This window comes from Chitinophaga sp. CF418 (genome assembly GCF_900142925.1).
Taxonomy (GTDB): domain Bacteria; phylum Bacteroidota; class Bacteroidia; order Chitinophagales; family Chitinophagaceae; genus Chitinophaga.
In genome coordinates, this window is record NZ_FRCN01000001.1 from 953,387 (window position 1) to 974,575 (window position 21,189).

Genomic DNA, 21,189 nt, shown 5'->3' on the forward strand with positions numbered 1-21,189 from the left:
AGCAGAATTTAACGGATCAGAAATTCATGTTAACACCAACAGTAAATGTCCTTACAGAAGGATACTTATCCCTGTCATCATTGCCAGGCGCCAGTCCCAGCCTGTTCACTTCGGGATCAATACCCTTATAGCCAGTGATCACAAAAGTGTTCAGCGTAGAAACGTACACACGTGCAGAATGCATGTATTTTAATTTCAGGTTCCGGAAATTGTATCCCAGTGTGATATTATCCACTTTCCAGTAATCGCCGTTCTCTACGTAGTAGCTGTTAAACTCCAGCGGCATATCTTTACTCAGTACGGCTTTGCCGAACACCTTATCGTAGGCCGATTTCAGACGGTTGTACTGCTGCAGGCCTGTGTTCTCATAATACATGCGCTGAAAATTCAGGATCTGATAATCGAAAGCACCGCGCATAGTAATATTCAAATCAAACTGTTTATAGCGGAAGGTGTTGTTCCATCCGGCGTAATACTTCGGAAGACCATTCCCCAGTACACGCTTGTCTTCAAAAGCATGCTGGTAGCTGTCGTAAGGAACAGGCTTTCCATCGCGGCCTTCATAGATCCATTTACCATCATCAGAAATGTCTACTACTTTGAAGCCATAGAAATCGCCGATATTATCACCGATGTTCACAATATGTGTAAAGGTCTGGATCGGTTCTCCTGTACCACCTGTAGTAAAGTAGTTGTTGGTAGTCTTGTAGAGGTTATTAGACAGGCTGACCAGTTTATTGGTGTTGGTAGAGAAATTCACGCTGCTGCTCCATTCGAAGTTCCTTGTCTTTACCGGGATAAAGTTCACCAATACTTCCAGCCCTTTATTTTCCATCTTGCCTACATTCGCACGTGTGGACGGATACAGGTTAGGAGGACTGGGTACCTGGTAGTCGTACAACAACCCATTGATGCGGCGGATGTAGTAATCCACGCTACCGCTGATCCTTCCACTATACATAGAAAAGTCAAGACCTGCATTTGTCTCATGTTTTTCTTCCCAGCGCAGGTCAGCATTGGGGTTCTGTGAAGGACCCAGTGTCTGTATCCACACGCCATTTACATATACATAACTGCTGTAGTTCAGGATAGCCACACCGAGGAAAAGGTCAGTCGGCTGTGTACCTGTAACGCCATAACCTACACGTAATTTCAGATCATCGAACAATGTCTGTCTTTTCATAAACGCCTCATTGCTGATACGCCATCCGGCAGAAACAGCCGGGAAAGTTCCCCAGGGTTGTTTGGTGCCATATAGTTGACTGGCGGCTTCATGCCGTAAGCTGGCGAGCAACAGGTAACGATCATCATAACTATAGGTAGCCCTGCCAAAAAAACCAATGAGGTTTGTTTCCAGTTTATCACTGTATTCCGGTGCCAGTCCTTCTTTCAGTGCCTGTCCTATACCGATGTTGTTATAAGTGAAGCGGTCTGTCGGGAAGTCCCAGTTCTGCATCCAGTGACTGTTATATTCCCGCTCCTGGTAGCTATAACCAGCCAGTGCTGTGAATTTATGTCTTCTGACATCAGCAGTGTATTGAGCTGTCAGTTCCATCAGCCTGTCCATGCTTTGTTTGGAGCCTACCGATGCATATCCGTTCCTGCTGTCTCTGAGATTGGAGATATGCTTTTTGGTTTCTGAGTAGCCCCTGTCTTCATTGTATTTGGTGTAGGAGAATAAGGCAGACAGTTTCAATCCTTCTACAGGCAACAGCGTCAATGAACCATTCAGACGCGTGTTCTGGGAAGTATTCCGTCCATCACTTTCCATGAGCCTTGACACCGGGTTCTCATAATTAAACAGGCCGGTCTGCTCATACCAGTTCCCCAGTGAATCACGGACAGGAGATGTGGGATTACGGATGAGGGCCTGCCTGTAGGTATAGCCATTAAAACTGATACCATCGCCGGTAGTGGTGTACCTGTTGTTGGCACTTAGCATGCCCAGATTCACCCGCAGTTTATCATCCAGCATGCTGTGGTTGATATCGATGCGGCCAGTGAAGGTCCTGTTATCTGATTTCTTCATGATACCTTCCAGGGAGCGGTAGTTCGCGTTCGCGAGATAATTCGTCTTGGCATTACCACCTCTCATTGTAAGGTTATGTACATGTGTGAATGGCGTCTGTGATATTTCCTTCAGCCAGTCGGTATTGGCGCCCTGGTCCCAGGAAGCGTCCCTGGTGCCTTCCGCGATCTGCTTCCGGTAATCTGCTGCTGTCAGCATTTCCGGTTTGCGGGCGATGGTCTGTGTGCTGACATACCCGCTATATTCCACTGAATTGTTGTAGGCACCGCTGGCCCTGCGGGTGGTGATGATGATCACTCCATTAGTACCGCGGGTACCATAGATAGCAGCGGCGGAACCGTCTTTTAACACATCCATGGATTCAATGTCCTCGGGCGCTACCGTCTTCAGATCGCCGGGAATACCGTCTATCAGCACCAGAGGATCAGCATTAGCCCCCAGCAGAGTAGTATTACCACGTAACAGGATCTGTGAGGTGCTGGTAGGATCGCCACTGGGCGTAGCGATGGAAAGTCCGGCTACTTTACCCTGCAACAGCTGGCCGGCATCCAGCACATTGCCTTTTACGAAGCTCTCTGATTTTACAGTAGCAACAGCACTGGTAAGGTCGCCCTTCCGCAGACTACCGTAGCCTATTACAACAACGTCAGCCAGGGAGTTGTCGCTCAATACCATCTGGATATTCAGCTGACTCCGGCCTTTTACGGCCACTTCCTGGGTGCGGTAACCTATATAGCTGATCAGCAGTGTATCGGCTTCATTCCTGGCTTCAAGAGAGAAAACACCTTTCTCATTGGTGATAGTACCAGCCCTGGAAGATTTCACCACAATACTCACCCCGGGCAGTGGCTGCCCTTTTTCGTCAGTCACCATCCCCGTGATGACCTTGGCCACACCCTCAGGTACGGGCAGGCCTTGCGCAGCGGCCTGCATAGCGGCAGACATGGGCATCCTTTTGATGATAATATATTTCCCTTCCTGTACATAGAACAGGTCGTGTGGCAGCAGCAATGCGTCCAGTACCTCTTTTAATGAGCGCTCTTTGTTTTCCAGTGCGGGCACGGGCGTATTGCCGGCCAGCGCACCATCTACAACAAAGAGAAAAGGCGCCTGCGTTTCTATGCGTTTCAATACTTTATCAAGTTTTCCTTCCCTGATATTCAGCTGCAACATCACGGTGTTCAGGTCCTGCCCGCTGGTATTACGGGCGATGAGCAACAACGTTGTCGTACACAGCACTATCATTATCATGATCACTGTTCGCATTAGCTTAAGCAAAAGGTCTGGTAAATAATGGTGGGTAATGCCCATAGGCTTCCCTGTCAAAATACCGTAGTATTTCATATCTTTAATTGCATTTTGTATGATGTAATAGAATACAAAGCCGTAGCGCCTGTTTGCATGTATGGTTTGCAGACTCTTATGCAGACAGCGCTATGTTATCCTTTCCTTCCAGGAAAGGATTTTTTTATGTGGTATTACCGGGAAATGCTGTTGTTTGTTTCATAACGGGATTGCTTGATTTTTTGTGAAAATATTATTGGCACCCTTCGCCGCTGATATATATTTCTTTTTTGTCCTGACTGATGCGGTACGTGGAATTGTTGATCTTACACAGTAGTTCCAATATTCTCTCCATAGGTGTGTGTTCATCAAAGCTGGCAATGAATGTACACTTCTTCAGTGCATCGTTTTCAAAATGGAAAGCCACGTCGTACTTCCTGCTTAGCATGTTTGCAATAGATTCAAATGTTTCATTGTTCACTTCAAACCCGCCATTTATCCAGGCGTGGTAGACTGTTGCGTTGACTGTTCTTTCGGCGGAGCTGTCCGTTTGTTTTTCCAGCGTGATCTGTTTATTAGCTGTCAGTACAGTAATATGTTTCTTTTCATCTTCTACCCTTATCTTTCCTGAAGCGACGGTAATTAATGTTGGCTCGCCACTGTAGGCTTTAATATTGAAGCTGGTGCCCAATACAGTGGTAATACTATTTCCGGCCTTTACGACAAAGGGGCGGGCGCCTTTTTTCACATCGAAAAACGCTTCACCGCTGAGCATAACTTCCCTGCGCTGTGCCCCGTCATTGTATTGCAATTTGCTATCAGCATTCAACCATACGACGGAACTGTCGGGCAGTACGATCCTGTTCTGTTGTTCCCTGGGTACATATACGACAAGTTTCTTTTCATCCCGCTTCGGATATAAAGCCCAGATCCCTGCGGCTATCACAACTGCGGCTGCCATCCACCATACTGTGGACAGATGCCGTTTCCGGGGACTGTCTTCATTCCCGATTGCATCCATTTCTTCCTTTCCATACCATTGCATCAGGATGTTGATCTCTTCCTCTGTGGCGGTGCCTGCCAGCCATTTGCGGGCAAGTTCGTGGATGTAATCGTCAGGCATTATTTCCGAGTTATACTAATTAAGAGTGTATAACTGACAATTTACCCTTGCTTTTGAAAAAGATTTTTTTTCAGAGGAGGAAAGTGTGTAGTGCGCTTAGTTTCAGGCGTAATATTTTCAGGGCTTTGGTGAGGTGACCTTCGGCAGTTTTTTGGGATATATTGAAGGTTTCGGCCGCCTGGCTGATGGAGTAGTCGAGCAGTTTATTATAGTAGAATACCTGCCGGCTTTTTTCAGGCAGGTCATTGGCAACAGTTTCTATTAATTGGAGCAGCAGCCTGTCATTTACCAGCGCTTCCACGTCAGCGCCATTGTTGCCGGCAGCTTCCGATAAATGAGACAAGATCTTCATCCTGGAGGCAATAGTCTGTTTGCTGGCCAGGTAATGAAATACAGCGTAACGGGTGATGGCAAAGAGGTAAGGTTTCAGGGCTGAGATCTCTATATCATGTCTTTTCTCCCATAAGATGATGAAGGAGTCCTGTACGATCTCTTCTGCGATCTCTTTGACCTGCAGGCGCTTCATGGTGACATGGAATAACAGGTCCCAATACCGGTTGTACACTTCGTTAAAAGCGTCTACGGAATCGACCCTGATCATATCCCACAGGTATTTATCCGTGCAAGTGGAATCCGGATGAATGTGCGCGTTCTTCACGTGAAAAGTATAAAGCCCTTATAAGTGTGTAAGCTACAATTATTTCTTCATTTTTCCAATATGGGAGTAGTTATCAGGAAACGCCTGTTGTGATATTTTTTCTTTATGTGTTATGGAATTATAAGGTAGTGGCATTGACTGCATTCATCATGGTGCAACCTACTATTCCGGCAGTTTCGGTACGCAGGCGGGTGTCTCCCAGGGAAACGGGCTGGAATCCTTTTTCCAGTGCCAGTTTGATTTCTTCCGGGGTGAAGTCGCCTTCAGGTCCTATGAGCAGTAAGCTGTCCTTACCCGGCTGCATGGCTTGCCAGAGGTGCTGTTTCTGTTCCGGCAGGCAATGAGCAATAAATAGCTGATTTGCGGGAGGCTGCTGCACCAATGCGTCAAAAGTAGCTGGCGCTGTGAGCTCCGGCAGGTAAAATTGCTGCGATTGCAGCATGGCGGAAACGAGGATGTTCTCAAAACGGTCGGCACGGAACTTTTCCTTTTCAGTACGCTGACTCACCAGTGGGATGATGGTCTGCATTCCGATCTCAGTAGCTTTTTCCAGGAACCATTCTATGCGGGAGGTATTTTTGGTAAAGGAGATGGCAATACGGACAGGCGCTTTTACTGGTGGCATCAGTTCATAGTTTTTTATCTGTACGACACACTTCTTACGGTTGTCGTCCGTGATAGCGGCGGTATATCTGCCACCACGACCGTCAGCCAGCAGCACTTCATCGCCGGCCTCATGGCGGAGCACCTGGATGCAGTATTTAGAGGTAGGTTCGTCCATTGTGTAATGCCCGGCGCCGGGAGTGATGTCTTTCGCGTAAAACATGATTGCCTGTTGAAATTTTTGCAAATATCGGTTACCTGGGTGAGAAAGGGGCCATATGAGGATCATACAACCAGCATATGACCAGCATTATCCTTCGTTAATCTTTCGTTCCGAACGAAGGATTAACGAAGGATAATGCTGGTCATATGCAAGTTGTATACTGGATATATGCAGGAAACACCTGGACCTGACCAAGGATTTTGACAGTTTCCCGGCACGCAAAGCAACACAATGCTACACCTCCGCCACTACTGCCCTCGTCTTATGCTGAAACCTGAAAAACAACAATATCGACGCTGTCAGTAACCCTATCAGCAGGCCCCACCAAATACCCTGTACTCCAAATTCCAGGTAAATTCCCAGGAAGTAACCCACAGGCAATCCCAGCACCCAATACGCCAGCAATGTAATGATAGTCGGTATTCGTACATCTCCCAATCCACGGAGAATACCGAGTCCTACCACCTGTGTTCCATCAAACAACTGGAAGAAGGCAGCAATGATGAGCAGATCAGCGGCGATGTCAATAACAGCAGGATCATTGATATACATAAGCGGTAACAGCCTGCAGCCCAGCATGAAGATCAGGGCTGTTGTTCCCATCATCACCAGTACCATGTGATAACTCGCGATCGCGGAAGACCGCAGTTCCCGCCATTGTCCTGCACCAAAGTGATTCCCGCTTTTAATACCTGCGGCAGCAGAGATACCGCTCGCCATCATATAGGTAATGGACGCCAGGTTGATGGCTATCTGATGGGCAGCTTGTTCTCTCGCCCCAATCCAGCCAGCCATCACGATAGCGCTACTGAAGGCGCTCACTTCAAAGATATACTGCAGGGCAACAGGCGTACCGATACCCAGAATTTGTTTGATAGCGGCAAGAGACAAATAGCGTTGCCGGAAGTGTACCAGGTAGGCCTTGAAACGGGGAGAGGACAGCACATACCAGGTCATAGCAACCGCCATCAGGACCCTGTCTGTGAGCGTACCGATACCAACGCCGACAACCCCAAGCCTGGGCGCTCCAAACAGCCCGTACACCAGGGTAATCCCTACTGCTATATTCAGCACATTCCCGATTATACTGATGTTCATGGCCTGCCGGGTAAATCCCAACCCTTCTGCAAACTGTTTAAACGTCAGGAAGATCATCAGTGGGAAGTAGGAAATACCCAGTAACTGTAAAAATGGTCTGGTCAACACACGTACATCCTCTTCCTGTCCCAACAGGTGCAGGTAATTGCTGCCGGTTATGATGGCTGTAGATAATAATAATCCAAGGACGATGTTAATGACCAGGCTATGGCGCAAGAGGAAGCCGCATTGGGCAAGGTTCTTACGGCCATGCTCCTGGGCTATCAGCGGGGTGAGGCCATAAGACATGCCAATCCCTACCACCATAAATACAGAAAATATACTGCTGCCCAGCGCAACTGCCGCCAGGGGCACTTTACCCGTATGACCGATAATAATTGTGTCAGAAAAGGCAACCATTACGTGCCCGAGCTGGGAAATAACTACAGGGTATGCTAACCGGAAATTGTCTTTATAGTACAGACGATATTTAGTCCACATAATTCTTATAAGGGGAAAATTAAAAAGGCGCCCCGTGCAGAAGGAGCGCCTTTCAGTATTATTACTAATTCTGTTTACTTAAAAAGGAGCATCTTCAAATCCTTCATCGAAGTTCATGTCATTCATTTTGGAACCCTTCTGGATATACAGTTTCGCTTCATCATTTCCACCAGGGTCATTATTGCGCATACCCGCAAATGAATTACTGCTGCCACCTCCAGGGTTTTCCAGGCTACCATCGTCCTCAAAACGCTGGAATTCCAGTACCGCGCGCAGCTTGATGGTATCCAGCTGACCGTTACGGTGTTTGGCTATACGCACGTGGGTTTCACCTTTGTTGGACTCGCCCATCTCGTTGGTATTGATCTCATAGTATTCAGGACGGTACAGGAACATTACCATGTCAGCATCCTGCTCGATCGCTCCGGATTCACGGAGGTCACTCAACTGTGGCATCTTGTTACCATCTTTACGCTTTTCCACATCACGGCTCAACTGGGAGAGGGCCAGGATCGGCACGTGCAACTCTTTCGCCAGACCTTTCAGGTCCCTGGAGATCTTACTGATCTCCTGCTCACGGTTGGTGCCCTTTCCATCGGCGCTACCACTCATCAGCTGCAGGTAGTCGATGATGATCACCCCTACTCCATGGTTATGTACCAGCCTTCTGGCCTTGGCGCGCAACTCGAAGATGTTCAGTGCCGGGGTATCGTCTATGAAGATAGGCGCTTTTGCCAGGCGTTCAATACCATGGGTCATCAGCTTCTTCATTTCATACTCTTCCAACTTACCCCTGGTGATCTTTTCCAGTTTTATTTCAGACTCCGCGGACAGGATACGTTGTACGATCTGTCCGGAGGACATTTCCAAAGAGAACACCGCTGCACCTTTCGGGAATCTCGGGTGAAGGGCGGCATTTCTGGCCAGGTTCAGTGCGAAAGCCGTCTTACCCACCGCAGGACGTGCCGCGATGATGATAAGATCCGTCGACTGCCAGCCATAGGTCACCTTGTCCAGAGATGGGAAACCGGAAGGTACCCCTGTAATATCATCCCCACGGTTACGCAGGTCTTCAATACGTTTCATGGTGTTCACCAACACACGGTCGATACTGTCGTAGTTCTTACGTAAGTGGTTGTTGGTCACCTCGAAGAGTTTACTTTCCGCGGAATCCAGCAGGTCGAATACGTCTGCCGTGTCCTCGTAAGACTCACTCAGTATCTCTCCGGATATGCGGATCAGTTCCCGCTGGATGAATTTCTGGAGGATGATACGCGCATGCGCCTCGATATTGGCGGAAGAAACCACCGTGTTTGTCAGTCTGGTAATATAATATGGGCCGCCTACTATTTCCAGTTCGCCCATTGAACGCAGTTCTTCCACAACGGTCAGGATGTCCACCGGCATGGATTTACCTGCCAGCCGTGTCATAGCCGTAAATATCTTCTGATGTGCTTCTACATAAAAACATTCACCTTTCAATATCTCTACCACTGTGTCAAATGCTCCTTTCTCCAGCATAATGGCTCCCAATACAGCCTCCTCCATCTCTTTTGCCTGTGGAGGAATCTTGCCGTACATCATGGTAGATACGTCAACGGACGACTTACGGCGTACATTGCGGTCTTTCTTTAGATTGAGATCCATCTATATGTTCGTTGATTAGTCTGTTAATCAAAAAGTTAATATGTCGTGGCTTCCTTAGTTATCATTACAATTTATTGTACCAGTTGTGCCATTCCCGTTTTATGAAATTGTAAACTTTTTAGGGCCGTACTGACTAAGGTAACCGCATTTTTCGATTTTCTAAAGTTTGCCTGGGTATATAATTTATAAGGTGACATGCACAGGTTATGCACCCGCAAAATGACAGTTATACACTGACTATCGATTCATTATCCACCAAACTCACACAATATCCCCATACAAAGGTCTGGATATTCACAAACAATGTGTAAAAAAGTTTCACACATAAGCCTTGTTGATTTGCACATTTCTTCCCGACGAGGTTTCTTCCACTTTCGTATTCCGGTGACCGGTATAATTTGGTGTAATTGTTGGAAAGGCGCGCGGGGGCGTGATGTAGTGCCTGTTCACCATTGTTCCATACCGATTCGTAGGCCCCTTTTCGGGATCGGCAGAAACTGAATTGGGCAGATCATGCCGCTTGCCCCTTTGTTACGCTATCGCATACATAAAGCACTCCTTGTCCTGGGGAATGCTCAGAAGCGAGGTCGGATAGGTGATGTTATTCACATTTTTGAGGGGTTGTCGGCAACCAGCAGGAGTTCCAGCCGCTATTCCTTCCCTCTATATAGGGACTATTCACGATTTACACTAACTTTACGGACTTATATAAATTTACAAATGACTATTTCGTACAATTGGCTGTGTGACTATTTGCCGGTTAAACCCGCACCGGAGGAACTATCTGTTATTTTGACGCGTATAGGCCTGGAGGTGGAAAGCCTGGAACAATTCGAGTCTGTAAAGGGCAGTCTTGAAGGACTTGTGATAGGCGAGGTATTGACTGTAGCGCCCCATCCCAATGCCGATAAACTGAGATTAACAACAGTAAATACAGGTAGCGGGGAACCGCTGCACATTGTTTGCGGCGCTCCTAATGTAGCTGTCGGACAAAAAGTAGTAATAGCACCTATAGGAGCCACTATCTACCCTGCCAGCGGAGAACCGCTGACCATGAAAAAAGCGAAGATCCGCGGAGAAGAAAGCCATGGAATGATCTGTGCGGAAGATGAAATCGGTATCGGCGAAAGCCACGCCGGTATTATGGTGCTCGACCCGTCCCTGCAACCCGGTACCCCTGCCAGGGATGTATTTAAACCTGTTCAGGACTGGATCTATGAAATCGGCCTGACCCCCAACAGAATGGACGCCATGAGTCACCTGGGTGTGGCCAAAGATGTGTGTGCCTACCTGAACAACAGCGAGAACACACTGAAATACAAGGCATTAACACCTGAATTATCTACCCTGCCCAAAGCAGCCGCTCCTTACCAGATCGGCGTTACGATAGAAAATACGGAAGCCTGTCCACGGTACAGCGGTATTTCCATTACCGGCGTGAAGATCGCTGCTTCCCCCGACTGGCTGAAGAATAGACTGCTGGCCATCGGTGTAAGGCCTATTAATAATATAGTAGACATCACCAACTTCATCCTGCATGAAACCGGCCAGCCGCTGCATGCTTTTGATGCCGACGCCGTAGACGGCCGTCAAGTCATTGTGAAGAACCTGCCGCAGAACACTGTTTTTGTAACGCTTGATGAAAAAGAGCGCAAACTGGATGCCGCAGACCTGATGATCTGCGATGGCAAGGGTGAGCCCATGTGTATTGCAGGTGTTTTCGGCGGACTGCATTCCGGTGTGAAGGATACGACTACGAACATCTTCCTGGAGAGCGCCTGCTTCAGCCCTGCCAGCATCCGTCCTACTTCCTTCCGTCATGGACTCCGTACTGATGCGGCAGCCCGTTTCGAAAAAGGAACTGATATTTCCGCAACGGCTTATGTATTACAGCGCGCCGCAGCCCTGATCTGCGAACTGGCAGGTGGTCAGGCAGCATCAGAAGTAGTGGATGTATATCCTCATCCGAAGGCACAGACAGAAGTAGAAACAAGCTGGAACTATATCCGCAAGCTGAGTGGAAAGGCTTATCCTGAAGATAAGATTGTGAATATCCTGAGTAGCCTGGGCTTCGGCATTCTTAAAAAAGATGCTGAAAGACTGCGTGTGAGTGTGCCTTACAGTAAACCCGATATCAGCATCCCGGCAGATATCGTGGAGGAAGTAATGCGTATTGACGGTCTGGATAACATAGAGATCCCTTCCCAGGTGCTGATCACCCCTTCCGCCAATCCGAAAACGGACAGGGAGAAAGTACGTGAAAAAGCAGCTAATTACCTGGCATCCAACGGGTTTAACGAGATTTTTACCAACTCTATCACAAATAGTAAGTATTTTACACCTGAAGTACTGCAATATACTGTGAAGATGATCAACAGCCTCAGCGCTGATCTGGATGTGATGCGCCCTTCCATGCTGGAAACCGGCCTGGAAAGTGTAGCACACAACCTGAATCGCCGTAATGACAACCTGTTGTTCTTCGAATTCGGTAACACATATGCTGTCAGCGAACAGGGCAAATATGATGAAACTGCTCACCTGAGCCTCTACCTGACCGGTCAGAAAAGAACGGAAAGCTGGATGCACAAAGCTGAGCCGGTTGACTTCTACTTCCTGAAGGGCTTTGTACAGAACCTCTTCAGGCAATTGGGCCTCAATGGTCTGCAATGGGCGGAAGCCGAAAACAACGCACTCCAGAATGGCTGGCAGATTAGTGTTAAGAACAAGCCGCTAGTAGTGCTCGGCGCTGTTAACGCACAGAAACTGAAACAGTTCGATATTAAGCAGCCAGTGTGGTTTGCCGACTTCAACTGGAAGATTGTATTGGGATTACTGCAAAAAAGCGATAACTTTTACAAGGAAATACCGAAGTTCCCGGCTGTTCGCCGTGACCTTGCGCTGGTACTGGACAAGCAGGTAAAATTTGCTGCTGTGGAAGCTGCCGCCAAAACGGTTAAGTCTTCCCTGCTACAGGAACTGAACCTCTTCGACGTTTTTGAGAGTGAGAAACTGGGCGCTAATAAAAAGTCATATGCCGTTAGCTTCACCTTCCAGGATGCACAGAAGACCCTTACCGATAAAGAGATTGATGCGGTAATGGATAAGCTGGTGAAAGCATTCGAAGGACAGTTACAGGCAGAAATCAGGAAATAATCGGATTAGGAATTAAGAAGTGGGTATAATGACCTCGCTTCTTAATTCTTAGTAATGAATTGAACTTTATGGCTTTAGAGCAGTACATACAAAGGATAGACGATAAGCTTCATTTGTTGTTGAAAAAGCTACAGCAGGTGCAGGCTGAAAATGTATTGCTGAAAGAGCAATTGCAGGAACAGGAAGAAACACTGGCAGCCCGGGATGAAACGATCGCCACCCTGGAAAATAAGCTACACCTGGCCAAAATGGCCGTGGCCACCCAGGGATCGCCGTCCAGCCGGGAAGACGATGAAGAATTCAGAAAGGAAATGCGAAACAAGATCAATGATTATATAAAAGAGATCGATCGCTGTATCGCACTGTTAAACAGCTAGTTAAAACCAAATTTACCGACATGGAACCGCTGATTCCCATTAACATTGTGGTGGCCGACAGGTCTTACCGCATAAAGATAAAGCCGGAAGAGGAAGAGGAAGTACGCCGTACCATGAAGGAAGTGAACGAAAAGATCATTGAATTCAAGACAGCGTACGCTGGTAAAGACCTGCAGGATTATATTGCCATGGTCCTTATCATGTACGCCACCCATCCGGTGACAAGCGGAGGGAAGATACAGGCTGGCCTTGCGCCATTCCTGGAAGAGAAGTTACAGCACCTCGAAGCGCTGCTGGACAGCTCGCTGAAGTAACGAACCAGGATTGAAATATCAGGACCGGGAAGAGATTAAAAAAATTTCGCTCCGGGCATTATTCCTGATCCTTCATTCCTGATTAACACAGATCTGTGACGCACTAAATATTTTGAAAAAGTAGATTAGCAGCTAGTAACGTATTGCAATAAAATTACAACATACTACTAAGATAATCAACGCTTTATCCACTTATCAAGTACAGGGTTTTCCTGTAAGCTCCCACACATCTGCATATCAGCTCATTATCCCGGCGTTTCGCACGTTCTTTTTTGTATTTTCGCGAATCAAGTTCTAAACCCTCTACCTTTCCACGGAATGGGATATGGCCAGGAATGCAACATAAATCAAGTATTAAAATTTTTGTATGGAAGTTACTTTAATGTCGACAATAGCTGCAGTGGTGGCATTGATCATAGGTATTTTGTTAGGTAAGGTGATTTTTGCCAAGAACACTCAACATAAAATACAGGAGGCCGAATTACAGGCGCAGAAAATAGTATCCGAAGCACAGCTTACCGCAGAAAACCTCAAGAAGGACCGGCTGCTCGAAGCAAAAGAGAAATTCCTCCAGCTGAAAAGTGAGCACGAAAAAGAAGTTTTACAACGTAACCAGAAAATAGCAGATTCAGAGAACCGCATCAAACAGAAAGAACAGACACTGAACCAGAAGACCGAGAGTCTTCAGAAACAGATGCAGGAGAATGAGGCGATCAAGGAAAACCTCAACCGTCAGATGGAACTGGTTGCAATAAAACGTACTGAGCTCGAAAAACACCAGGAAGAACACATCCGTCGCCTCGAGAAAGTAGCGGCCCTGACTGCAGAAGAAGCCCGCCACCAACTCATCGAAAGCCTGAAAGAAGAAGCCCGCTCACAGGCGCTGGCACACATCCAGGAGATTATCGAGGATGCCAAACTGAAGGCAAACAAAGAAGCTAAAAAGATCATCATTCAGTCCATCCAGCGTACTGCCGCCGAGCAGACCATCGAGAACGCTATCACTGTGTTCAACCTGGAAAGTGACGAGATCAAAGGTCAGATCATTGGTCGTGAGGGCCGTAATATCCGCGCTATTGAGGCCGCTACCGGTGTAGACCTGATCGTGGATGATACCCCTGAGGCTATCGTACTGTCTTCCTTCGACCCATTACGCCGTGAGATCGCCCGTTTGTCCCTGCAACGCCTGGTACAGGACGGACGTATCCACCCTGCGCGTATCGAAGAAGTGGTAGAAAAAACCAAGAAACAACTGGAAGAGCAGGTAATGGATATCGGAGAAAGAACCGTGATCGAGCTGGGTATCCATGGCTTACATAAAGAACTGGTACGTCTGGTAGGTAAAATGCGTTTCCGTTCTTCTTACGGTCAGAACCTGCTGATGCACTCCAAAGAAACAGCTAACCTTTGCGCTGTGATGGCTGCAGAACTGGGTCTGAACCCTAAACTGGCAAAACGCGCCGGTCTGCTGCATGACATCGGTAAAGTACCTGATGAAGAAACTGAACTGAGCCACGCCCTGCTGGGTGCCAAACTGGCTGAGAAATACGGTGAACATGCTGCGGTAGTAAATGCTATCGGCGCTCACCACGATGAAATGGAAATGCAATACGTGATCTCCCCTATCATACAGGCTTGTGACGCTATCAGCGGCGCCCGTCCTGGTGCCCGTCGTGAGATCATGCAGAGCTACCTGCAACGTATCAAAGACCTGGAAAACCTGGCCCTCGCCCATGATGGTGTGGAAAAGGCTTACGCTATCCAGGCCGGCCGCGAACTGCGCGTGATCGTTGAAAGTGATAAAGTAACCGATAATGACGCTGACCGTCTGTCTTTCGAGATCGCTAACAAGATCCAGACTGAAATGCAGTACCCAGGTCAGATCAAAGTAACCGTGATCCGAGAAAAACGTGCTGTAAACGTAGCACGCTAAACCGGCAACTGTATAACCTATTTTAGAAGGCGTCCTGAAAACAGGGCGCCTTTTTTATTTTTAGTTTCTTACATTTAAGTTCCACGTATTCATTTAGCTTATAAAACCGTTCTGAAAAATGAAAAAACTCCTCTTGCTGGCTGCCGTCCTGTTCATGGGCAGTCCTCTCATCTTCGCACAGAAACAGTCCCTCTTCAATGGCAAAAACCTTGAAGGCTGGAAGATCTACGGCACCGAAAAATGGTACGTGGAAGACGGTACCCTGGTTTGTGAAAGCGGACCCGATAAGGAATATGGTTACCTGGCCACCAACCAGTCGTTCAAGGACTTTGAACTGACCCTGCAATTCAAACAGGAAGCTGACGGTAACAGTGGAGTGTTCTTCCACTCTTCTATTGAAGGCACAAAGATCACCGGCTGGCAGGCGGAGGTAGCGCCAAAAGGCAAACATACCGGGGGTATATACGAATCTTACGGTCGCGGATGGCTGATCCAGCCGGCTGCCGATAAAGAACAGTACTTAAAAGAGGGTGAATGGAACACCATGAAAGTGATCGTCAAAGGCAATAATGTCACCACCTTCCTGAATGGCCAGGAAATGATAACACTCACTGACGACAAGATCGGTGGCGCCAATGGACAGATCGCGCTTCAGATCCATTCCGGTGGAGGGATCAAAGTGAGATGGAAGAATATTTCAGTTACCAGTCTTGACTAAACAATAACAGACTGACTGCGATGAAGCACTCTTTAGGACTGTTTCATCGCAGTTTTTATTTACTGCGGATGCTTGTAAACAGTCCCAGGCTTCCACCAGTAGTCATGCCCCTTCTCTACTATTTGACGAATGTCAATCCTCAATCAAGAATTAGCTATTACCTTCGCTGCTGTCTAATCGTAATTGATAATTCGTAACTGATAAAACCATGCTTCAACAGCAAATAAAAGACGCAGCAGCCTTTCTGAAAGACCTCCAGCCTGCCCGTGTAGGCATCGTACTGGGCACAGGACTTGGTCAACTGGTCAATCATATTAAAATCCAGAAAAGCATCCCTTATCACCAGATTCCCCATTTCCCGGAATCTACCGTAGAATCACACAAGGGGCAACTGATCTATGGTCATATCGGAGACACGCCTGTCATTGCCATGCAGGGCAGGTTTCATTACTACGAAGGCTATACCATGCAGCAGATTACCTTCCCCGTGCGCGTTATGAAAGCCCTGGGTATTCAGTACCTCCTGCTCAGTAATGCTGCCGGTGGTATCAATAAAGCTTATTCTAAAGGCGATATGGTGCTCCTGGACGATCATATCAATCTTCAGACTGATAATCCCCTCCGTGGACTCAACTCACCTGATTTCGGCCCCCGTTTCCCTGATATGAGCCGTCCTTACGATCAGGCGCTGGGTGAAGCATTATTAACCGCAGCATCCTCCCTGGGACATAAAATGCATACCAATGGGGTATACGCCGCCGTTACAGGCCCTAATCTTGAAACGAGGGCAGAATACCGCTACCTGCGTACTATTGGTGCTGACATTGTTGGAATGAGTACTGTGCCGGAAGTGATCGTAGCTAACCAATTGCAATTGCCCTGTGCAACAGTTTCTGTAATCACAGATGAATGCGATCCTGACAACCTGCACCCGGTGTCTATAGAAGAGATCATCGCCGTAGCGGGTACTGCGGATAAAAAGCTGAGTGAGATCTTTGCAGCGGTTATAAGCAAGTTATAAGCGTTGTTGTTGTAGATAGTAACGAGCCCCTCACAGTTGTTCAAACTATGAGGGGCTTTGTTTATCCCATATAATTATGTTGTTATTAGTGCCGCTATCGATAACTATACTGACTTACTTCAAACGACCACCCCGGTGAGGACACCATAAGCGGAATGACTTCTCAGGACATGTAATAAAAAAAGCCGGTCATTGCGTAATAGCAATGACCGGCTTTAAATATCTGCAGATTTACTTTTTGTCGTCGTCGTCATCCTCGTCGTCATCACCCTCGTCTTCGAAGTCTTCTTCTTTATAAAAGCCCTCATCATCTACATCTTCTTCTTTACCATCAGCATCTTCGTCATCATCTAAATCAGGATCCTCTTCCTCATCTTCCTCATCTTCCTCATCGAAGTCGTCGTCTTCCTCATCTTCATCACTGTCATTCTCATCGTCATCATCTTCGCCCTCTCCATCCTCGTCATCATCATCGAGATCTTCATCCTCATCCAGTTCATCTTCATCGCCGTCCTCATCGTCCTCATCATCCTCGTCTTCTTCATCCTCGTCTTCTTCATCTTCCTCATCGTCATCCTTAGGCCCCAGGTCTGCAGCTGCTTCCAGGAAAGCGGCTATATCATCGTCTGTCGCCACTACATTATCGCCATCAGCAACAGGGACATCTTCTTCATCAGTAGTATTATTCAAAGAGGCATCATCAGTATCCCCGTCTTCCACAGCCTCCGGAGTCTCCTCATCCACTACAGGAATATCTTCAACTACCGCAGGTAGGATTCCTTTGGCAGATAGGTCTTCCTCCTCAGCATCTTCCAGATCTTTCACCGGAATATCTTCATCCACTACCGGAATTTCCTCAGTCAAATCTGCATGGTGCCCATTGAGTCCGGCGTTAGCGTCGTCATTGTGTATAAGGTCACGTTCAACAAGTTCTCCAGTTTCAGATACCACCATATTCAGGCCATCGTCATCCGGAGATTCGGTATTACCATCCAGGCCCACAAGAGTAGGCTGAATACCTTCATCTTCAAATACTTCTTTCAGTTTCGGCAGGTCTTTAGGAGAGTTCAGACCGAAATAGTCCATGAAGGCCTTGGAGGTAGAATATAAAAGTGGTTTACCGGGCAGGGTTTCACTACGACCGGAGATCACAATCAATTCTTTTTCAAGGAGTTTCTGGATAGAGTAATCAGTACTTACGCCACGGATATGTTCTATTTCACCTTTGGAGATCGGCTGTTTGTAAGCAACGATCGCCAGGGTTTCCAGTGCCGCCGTAGAGAGGCGTTTCAGGAACTTCTCCCCATTCAGTTGTGCAACGGTCTGGTAATATTCTTTCTTCGTCAGGAACTGGTAGCCCCCACCGCTTTCCCTTACCTCGAAAGGATAGAATTCAGAGCTGTATTTCTCCTTGATGGCATCCAGTGCCGTCTCCACCTGTTCCAGTGAGGCACGGTCTTCCAGGAAAGCCAGCGCATTGTTCAACAGATCGAGTATTTCCAGCAGCGGCAAAGGCCTGTCTGCGGCAAATATCAATGATTCTATGTGCGGTATGATTTGTGAAAGTTCCATTATCCGGTTTTTCAGTATTCAGGTGCGGAAAGGCGAAAGCCACGACCACATCTGTAAAAGAAAAAAGTCAAAGGCCGAAAATACAGCCTTTGACCCTTATGAAGAAATCAAAATATCCTGATGTTAATTCGATGTGTATAAGTTGCTATGATCAACCTTCCAGCGCTGCTGCACCACTCACGATCTCAGTCAGTTCGGTTGTAATGGCTGCCTGACGTGCACGGTTGTAAGAGATCTTATAACTACGCAGCAGTTCGTTCGCATTTTCAGTCGCCTTATCCATCGCAGTCATACGGGCGCCATGTTCAGAAGCATTGGCATCCAGCATTGCCTTGTACAGCTGGGTATTCAGGATCTTCGGCATCAGTTCGGCGATCAGGGCTTTCTTCTCTGGTTCGAAGATGAAATCAGCACGACCGGCGCTCTGATCTGTATTTTCTACACGGGCTACTGGCAGGAACTGCTCAGATACGTAGCGCTGGGTAGCTGCATTCTTGAATTCACTATAGATGATCTCTACGGCATCATAATTACCTGCAACAAAGCCTTCCATTGCGAAAGCAGCCGCCTGTTTTACGTGTTCGAAATCCAGGTGAGCGAACAGGTGCCAGAAAGTATCGTTCAGTTTATAACCATTCTTTACAAAGTGCTCGTAACCCTTTTTACCGATAGGCAGTATTTCTACATGACCTTTGGCAAACTGCTCCTCGTATTTCTCACGGATCACCTGCTTGGTCAGCTTGATAAGGTTAGAGTTATAAGCTCCACATAATCCCCTGTCAGAAGTGATCACTATCAGCAGCACCTTTTCTACCTGGCGTTGAGCCGCCAGTGCCAGATCAATGCTTCCTTCACTGTTGGAAACAATGTTCTTCAACATTTCCTGCAGTTTCAGCGCATAGGGACGCATCAGCAAGATAGCATCCTGTGCACGACGCAGCTTGGCAGCACTTACCATTTTCATGGCTTTGGTGATCTGCAGGTTAGACTGTGTTGACTTTATACGGTTGCGAACTTCTTTAAGCTGACCGGACATAATGTTTTATGTATTACTTTATTTTGAATGATAATAAGGCCCCTGGGGGCTTTTCAATTTGGCTGCAAAGGTAATAAAAAACATGTCTAATTGAGCATGTGTTAGAAAACATATCGGGGCGGCGGATTTAACCGGACAAACGGTGGGACGCAACGGGGGCCACATTTAACCGCCCCGGGGTTGTCCCCCCGGGCTACAAAGCAATAGGGCTCCTAAACGGAGCCCTGGTGCTTTGTGTTGAATATGTTGACCTCCTGGGGCCTGTCTGCAATTTATTTATTCTGAGCGCCTTCCGCCGGTTCCTTAGGCAGCGCGGCCGCTGTTTCAGGCCAGGATTCATTACCATCCTTATCCACATAACCAATACGGCCGTTCAGCCGGATCAACCCCCGGCCTTTGGAATAAGTGTACGCCTTATCGTATTTCTGAGGTATCACCACCTGGTTAGCCTTATTAATGAAGCCGTATTTCCCGCCGGTGGCTACAGCTACCAGGCCTTCATTGAAATTGCCTACCCAATCGTACGCCAGTGGGATCACCAACTCTCCCTTTATGTTGATAAAGCCGAATTTTTTCTCCTGCCTTACCCAGGCCATTCCGTCCCGGAAAGGACCTACCTTCTCGTAGGGAGTCATTACTACCTTACCTTTTACCAGGTCAGCACGGCCACATTTTCCATCGATATATACCAGCATACTGCCATTTGTCACAAAACCAAGATGCTCATATTCAGGCTTTAAAACCATTTTCCCATTGGAATTGACCACGCCGTATTTACCGTCTACAAACACGGATACATAGCCATCCCTCAGTCCGGCCACATCATCATATTTGGGAGATATCAGCTCCTTTCCCTTACTATCCAGCATACCGGTTTTACCGTTGAGCTTTACCATTGGGTAATGCCCCTCTTTCATCCAGGCAGAGTCATATTTCAGGGAAGAAGTTTTGCCATCGGCCAGCAGGAAACCGTATTTTTTATTCTTTTTCACAGCTGCCAACCCGTTATGGAAAGGCGCTATCGCATCATATACCGGTGCAATAACCACCTTACCCGCCGTATCGGTAAATCCGTATTTGCCAGCTTTTTCAATCTTTACCAGGAGAAGGGAATCTCCCGCTGTTTTACCGGGGGAAGTTAACGACTGGGAATAGCCCATAATAGCTGGAAACAGCAGGGACAGGAGAATAGGACTCTTTTTCATAGGTAGCAGGATTATGCTACCAAAAATAGTAAAAAAAGAGGCATTTGAATATAATAAATATGTAAACTACTCACTGGCACCAGACAAACAGATCAATAATAAGATCGCTATAACTGGATATTTGTGCCCAGCACCTTCAGAAAAGCCGCAACCCACTGCGGATGAGCAGGCCATGCAGGGGCAGTCACCAGGTTGCCGTCTGTGACCGCTTCATCAATGTTCACGGATGCATAATTTCCGCCAGCCAGTGTAACCTCAGGCGCCACAGCAGGGTAGGCGGTCAATGTTTTGCCTCTCACTACATCTGCTGCTGTCAGAATTTGTATGCCGTGGCAGATGGCAGCAATAGGCTTGCCTGCAGCTACAAATTGTTTTACCATGTCAATCACCTTTGTATTCAGGCGCAGGTATTCCGGGGCCCTTCCTCCGGCTATCATCAATGCATCGTAGGAGGATACCTGTACATCTGCAAAAGATGCGTTCAGCACAAAATAATGTCCCCGCTTCTCACTATAAGTCTGATCTCCCTCAAAATCGTGGATGGCGGTAATGATCTTATCCCCCGCCGACTTATCCGGACAAACGGCATGGATAGTATGCCCGATCATCTGCATCATCTGAAAGGGTACCATTGTTTCATAATCTTCTGCGTAATCGCCTGTAAGAAAGAGGATCTTTTGTTGTGACATGAACTGGGGATTTTTGGGTGTCTCTA

At 47.4% G+C, this 21,189-nt stretch carries 16 protein-coding genes; 6 read left to right on the forward strand and 10 right to left on the reverse strand.

The window, feature by feature from the left end; translation table 11 throughout:
• Positions 1-16: 16 nt before the first annotated feature.
• The 6 genes from F3I09_RS03945 to dnaB all read right to left on the reverse strand — a co-directional run bounded on the left by F3I09_RS03945 (position 17) and on the right by dnaB (position 9,145).
• Positions 17-3,280 carry a SusC/RagA family TonB-linked outer membrane protein gene (locus tag F3I09_RS03945; protein ID WP_223233125.1) on the reverse strand — a complete coding sequence of 1,088 codons (3,264 nt, stop codon included), beginning with the start codon at positions 3,278-3,280 and terminating at the stop codon, positions 17-19.
• A gap of 286 nt (positions 3,281-3,566) precedes the next feature.
• Positions 3,567-4,436 carry a FecR family protein gene (locus tag F3I09_RS03950; RefSeq protein WP_149693725.1) on the reverse strand — a complete coding sequence of 290 codons (870 nt, stop codon included), beginning with the start codon at positions 4,434-4,436 and terminating at the stop codon, positions 3,567-3,569.
• Between the two features lie 70 nt (positions 4,437-4,506).
• Positions 4,507-5,094, reverse strand: a complete 588-nt coding sequence (locus F3I09_RS03955) for a sigma-70 family RNA polymerase sigma factor (protein WP_149693726.1) — start codon at positions 5,092-5,094, stop codon at positions 4,507-4,509.
• A 118-nt stretch (positions 5,095-5,212) separates the two neighbouring features.
• The gene (locus F3I09_RS03960; RefSeq protein ID WP_149693727.1) at positions 5,213-5,920 is read right to left on the reverse strand and encodes a 16S rRNA (uracil(1498)-N(3))-methyltransferase; all 708 of its coding nucleotides are present in this window, start codon (positions 5,918-5,920) and stop codon (positions 5,213-5,215) included.
• Positions 5,921-6,154: 234 nt separating this feature from the next.
• Positions 6,155-7,498: an MATE family efflux transporter gene (locus F3I09_RS03965; protein ID WP_149693728.1), complete on the reverse strand. Its 1,344-nt coding sequence runs from the start codon at positions 7,496-7,498 to the stop codon at positions 6,155-6,157.
• Positions 7,499-7,576: 78 nt separating this feature from the next.
• On the reverse strand, positions 7,577-9,145 hold the full coding sequence (dnaB, locus tag F3I09_RS03970) for a replicative DNA helicase (protein WP_149693729.1): 1,569 nt from the start codon (positions 9,143-9,145) through the stop codon (positions 7,577-7,579).
• Between the two features lie 720 nt (positions 9,146-9,865).
• On the opposite strand from dnaB, the gene pheT reads away from it, so the two are divergent.
• The 6 genes from pheT to F3I09_RS04000 all read left to right on the forward strand — a co-directional run bounded on the left by pheT (position 9,866) and on the right by F3I09_RS04000 (position 16,661).
• Entirely contained in the window at positions 9,866-12,298 is a 2,433-nt protein-coding gene (gene pheT, locus F3I09_RS03975; protein ID WP_149693730.1) for a phenylalanine--tRNA ligase subunit beta, read from the forward strand.
• A 68-nt stretch (positions 12,299-12,366) separates the two neighbouring features.
• The gene (locus F3I09_RS03980; RefSeq protein ID WP_149693731.1) at positions 12,367-12,675 is read left to right on the forward strand and encodes a hypothetical protein; all 309 of its coding nucleotides are present in this window, start codon (positions 12,367-12,369) and stop codon (positions 12,673-12,675) included.
• 20 nt (positions 12,676-12,695) lie between these two features.
• A complete protein-coding gene (locus tag F3I09_RS03985; protein ID WP_149693732.1) occupies positions 12,696-12,989 on the forward strand; it encodes a cell division protein ZapA in 294 nt (97 codons plus the stop codon).
• Positions 12,990-13,356: 367 nt separating this feature from the next.
• Positions 13,357-14,922 (forward strand): ribonuclease Y, encoded by a 1,566-nt coding sequence (gene rny / locus F3I09_RS03990; RefSeq protein ID WP_188133674.1) that lies wholly within the window; start codon positions 13,357-13,359, stop codon positions 14,920-14,922.
• A gap of 118 nt (positions 14,923-15,040) precedes the next feature.
• Positions 15,041-15,640 carry a DUF1080 domain-containing protein gene (locus F3I09_RS03995; protein WP_149693733.1) on the forward strand — a complete coding sequence of 200 codons (600 nt, stop codon included), beginning with the start codon at positions 15,041-15,043 and terminating at the stop codon, positions 15,638-15,640.
• 208 nt (positions 15,641-15,848) lie between these two features.
• Positions 15,849-16,661, forward strand: a complete 813-nt coding sequence (locus F3I09_RS04000) for a purine-nucleoside phosphorylase (RefSeq protein ID WP_149693734.1) — start codon at positions 15,849-15,851, stop codon at positions 16,659-16,661.
• A 231-nt stretch (positions 16,662-16,892) separates the two neighbouring features.
• On the opposite strand, the gene scpB is transcribed toward F3I09_RS04000, so the two are convergent.
• From scpB to F3I09_RS04020, 4 genes are all read right to left on the reverse strand, one after another.
• On the reverse strand, positions 16,893-18,233 hold the full coding sequence (scpB, locus tag F3I09_RS04005) for an SMC-Scp complex subunit ScpB (protein WP_149693735.1): 1,341 nt from the start codon (positions 18,231-18,233) through the stop codon (positions 16,893-16,895).
• A gap of 151 nt (positions 18,234-18,384) precedes the next feature.
• Positions 18,385-19,269, reverse strand: a complete 885-nt coding sequence (gene atpG, locus F3I09_RS04010) for an ATP synthase F1 subunit gamma (RefSeq protein ID WP_149693736.1) — start codon at positions 19,267-19,269, stop codon at positions 18,385-18,387.
• 272 nt (positions 19,270-19,541) lie between these two features.
• Positions 19,542-20,474, reverse strand: coding sequence for a WG repeat-containing protein (locus tag F3I09_RS04015; protein WP_149693737.1), 933 nt, complete (start codon positions 20,472-20,474; stop codon positions 19,542-19,544).
• Between the two features lie 107 nt (positions 20,475-20,581).
• Positions 20,582-21,163 carry a DJ-1/PfpI family protein gene (locus tag F3I09_RS04020; RefSeq protein WP_149693738.1) on the reverse strand — a complete coding sequence of 194 codons (582 nt, stop codon included), beginning with the start codon at positions 21,161-21,163 and terminating at the stop codon, positions 20,582-20,584.
• Positions 21,164-21,189 lie beyond the last annotated feature (26 nt).

Coding starts and splice junctions, on each gene's coding strand:
- F3I09_RS03945 (WP_223233125.1), bottom strand. CDS start 3,280: ATGATAATGATAGTGCTGTGTACGACAACGTTGTTGCTCATCGCCCGT.
- F3I09_RS03950 (WP_149693725.1), bottom strand. CDS start 4,436: ATGCCTGACGATTACATCCACGAACTTGCCCGCAAATGGCTGGCAGGC.
- F3I09_RS03960 (WP_149693727.1), bottom strand. CDS start 5,920: ATGTTTTACGCGAAAGACATCACTCCCGGCGCCGGGCATTACACAATG.
- F3I09_RS03965 (WP_149693728.1), bottom strand. CDS start 7,498: ATGTGGACTAAATATCGTCTGTACTATAAAGACAATTTCCGGTTAGCA.
- dnaB (WP_149693729.1), bottom strand. CDS start 9,145: ATGGATCTCAATCTAAAGAAAGACCGCAATGTACGCCGTAAGTCGTCC.
- pheT (WP_149693730.1), top strand. CDS start 9,866: ATGACTATTTCGTACAATTGGCTGTGTGACTATTTGCCGGTTAAACCC.
- F3I09_RS03980 (WP_149693731.1), top strand. CDS start 12,367: ATGGCTTTAGAGCAGTACATACAAAGGATAGACGATAAGCTTCATTTG.
- F3I09_RS03985 (WP_149693732.1), top strand. CDS start 12,696: ATGGAACCGCTGATTCCCATTAACATTGTGGTGGCCGACAGGTCTTAC.
- rny (WP_188133674.1), top strand. CDS start 13,357: ATGGAAGTTACTTTAATGTCGACAATAGCTGCAGTGGTGGCATTGATC.
- F3I09_RS03995 (WP_149693733.1), top strand. CDS start 15,041: ATGAAAAAACTCCTCTTGCTGGCTGCCGTCCTGTTCATGGGCAGTCCT.
- F3I09_RS04000 (WP_149693734.1), top strand. CDS start 15,849: ATGCTTCAACAGCAAATAAAAGACGCAGCAGCCTTTCTGAAAGACCTC.
- scpB (WP_149693735.1), bottom strand. CDS start 18,233: ATGGAACTTTCACAAATCATACCGCACATAGAATCATTGATATTTGCC.
- atpG (WP_149693736.1), bottom strand. CDS start 19,269: ATGTCCGGTCAGCTTAAAGAAGTTCGCAACCGTATAAAGTCAACACAG.
- F3I09_RS04015 (WP_149693737.1), bottom strand. CDS start 20,474: ATGAAAAAGAGTCCTATTCTCCTGTCCCTGCTGTTTCCAGCTATTATG.
- F3I09_RS04020 (WP_149693738.1), bottom strand. CDS start 21,163: ATGTCACAACAAAAGATCCTCTTTCTTACAGGCGATTACGCAGAAGAT.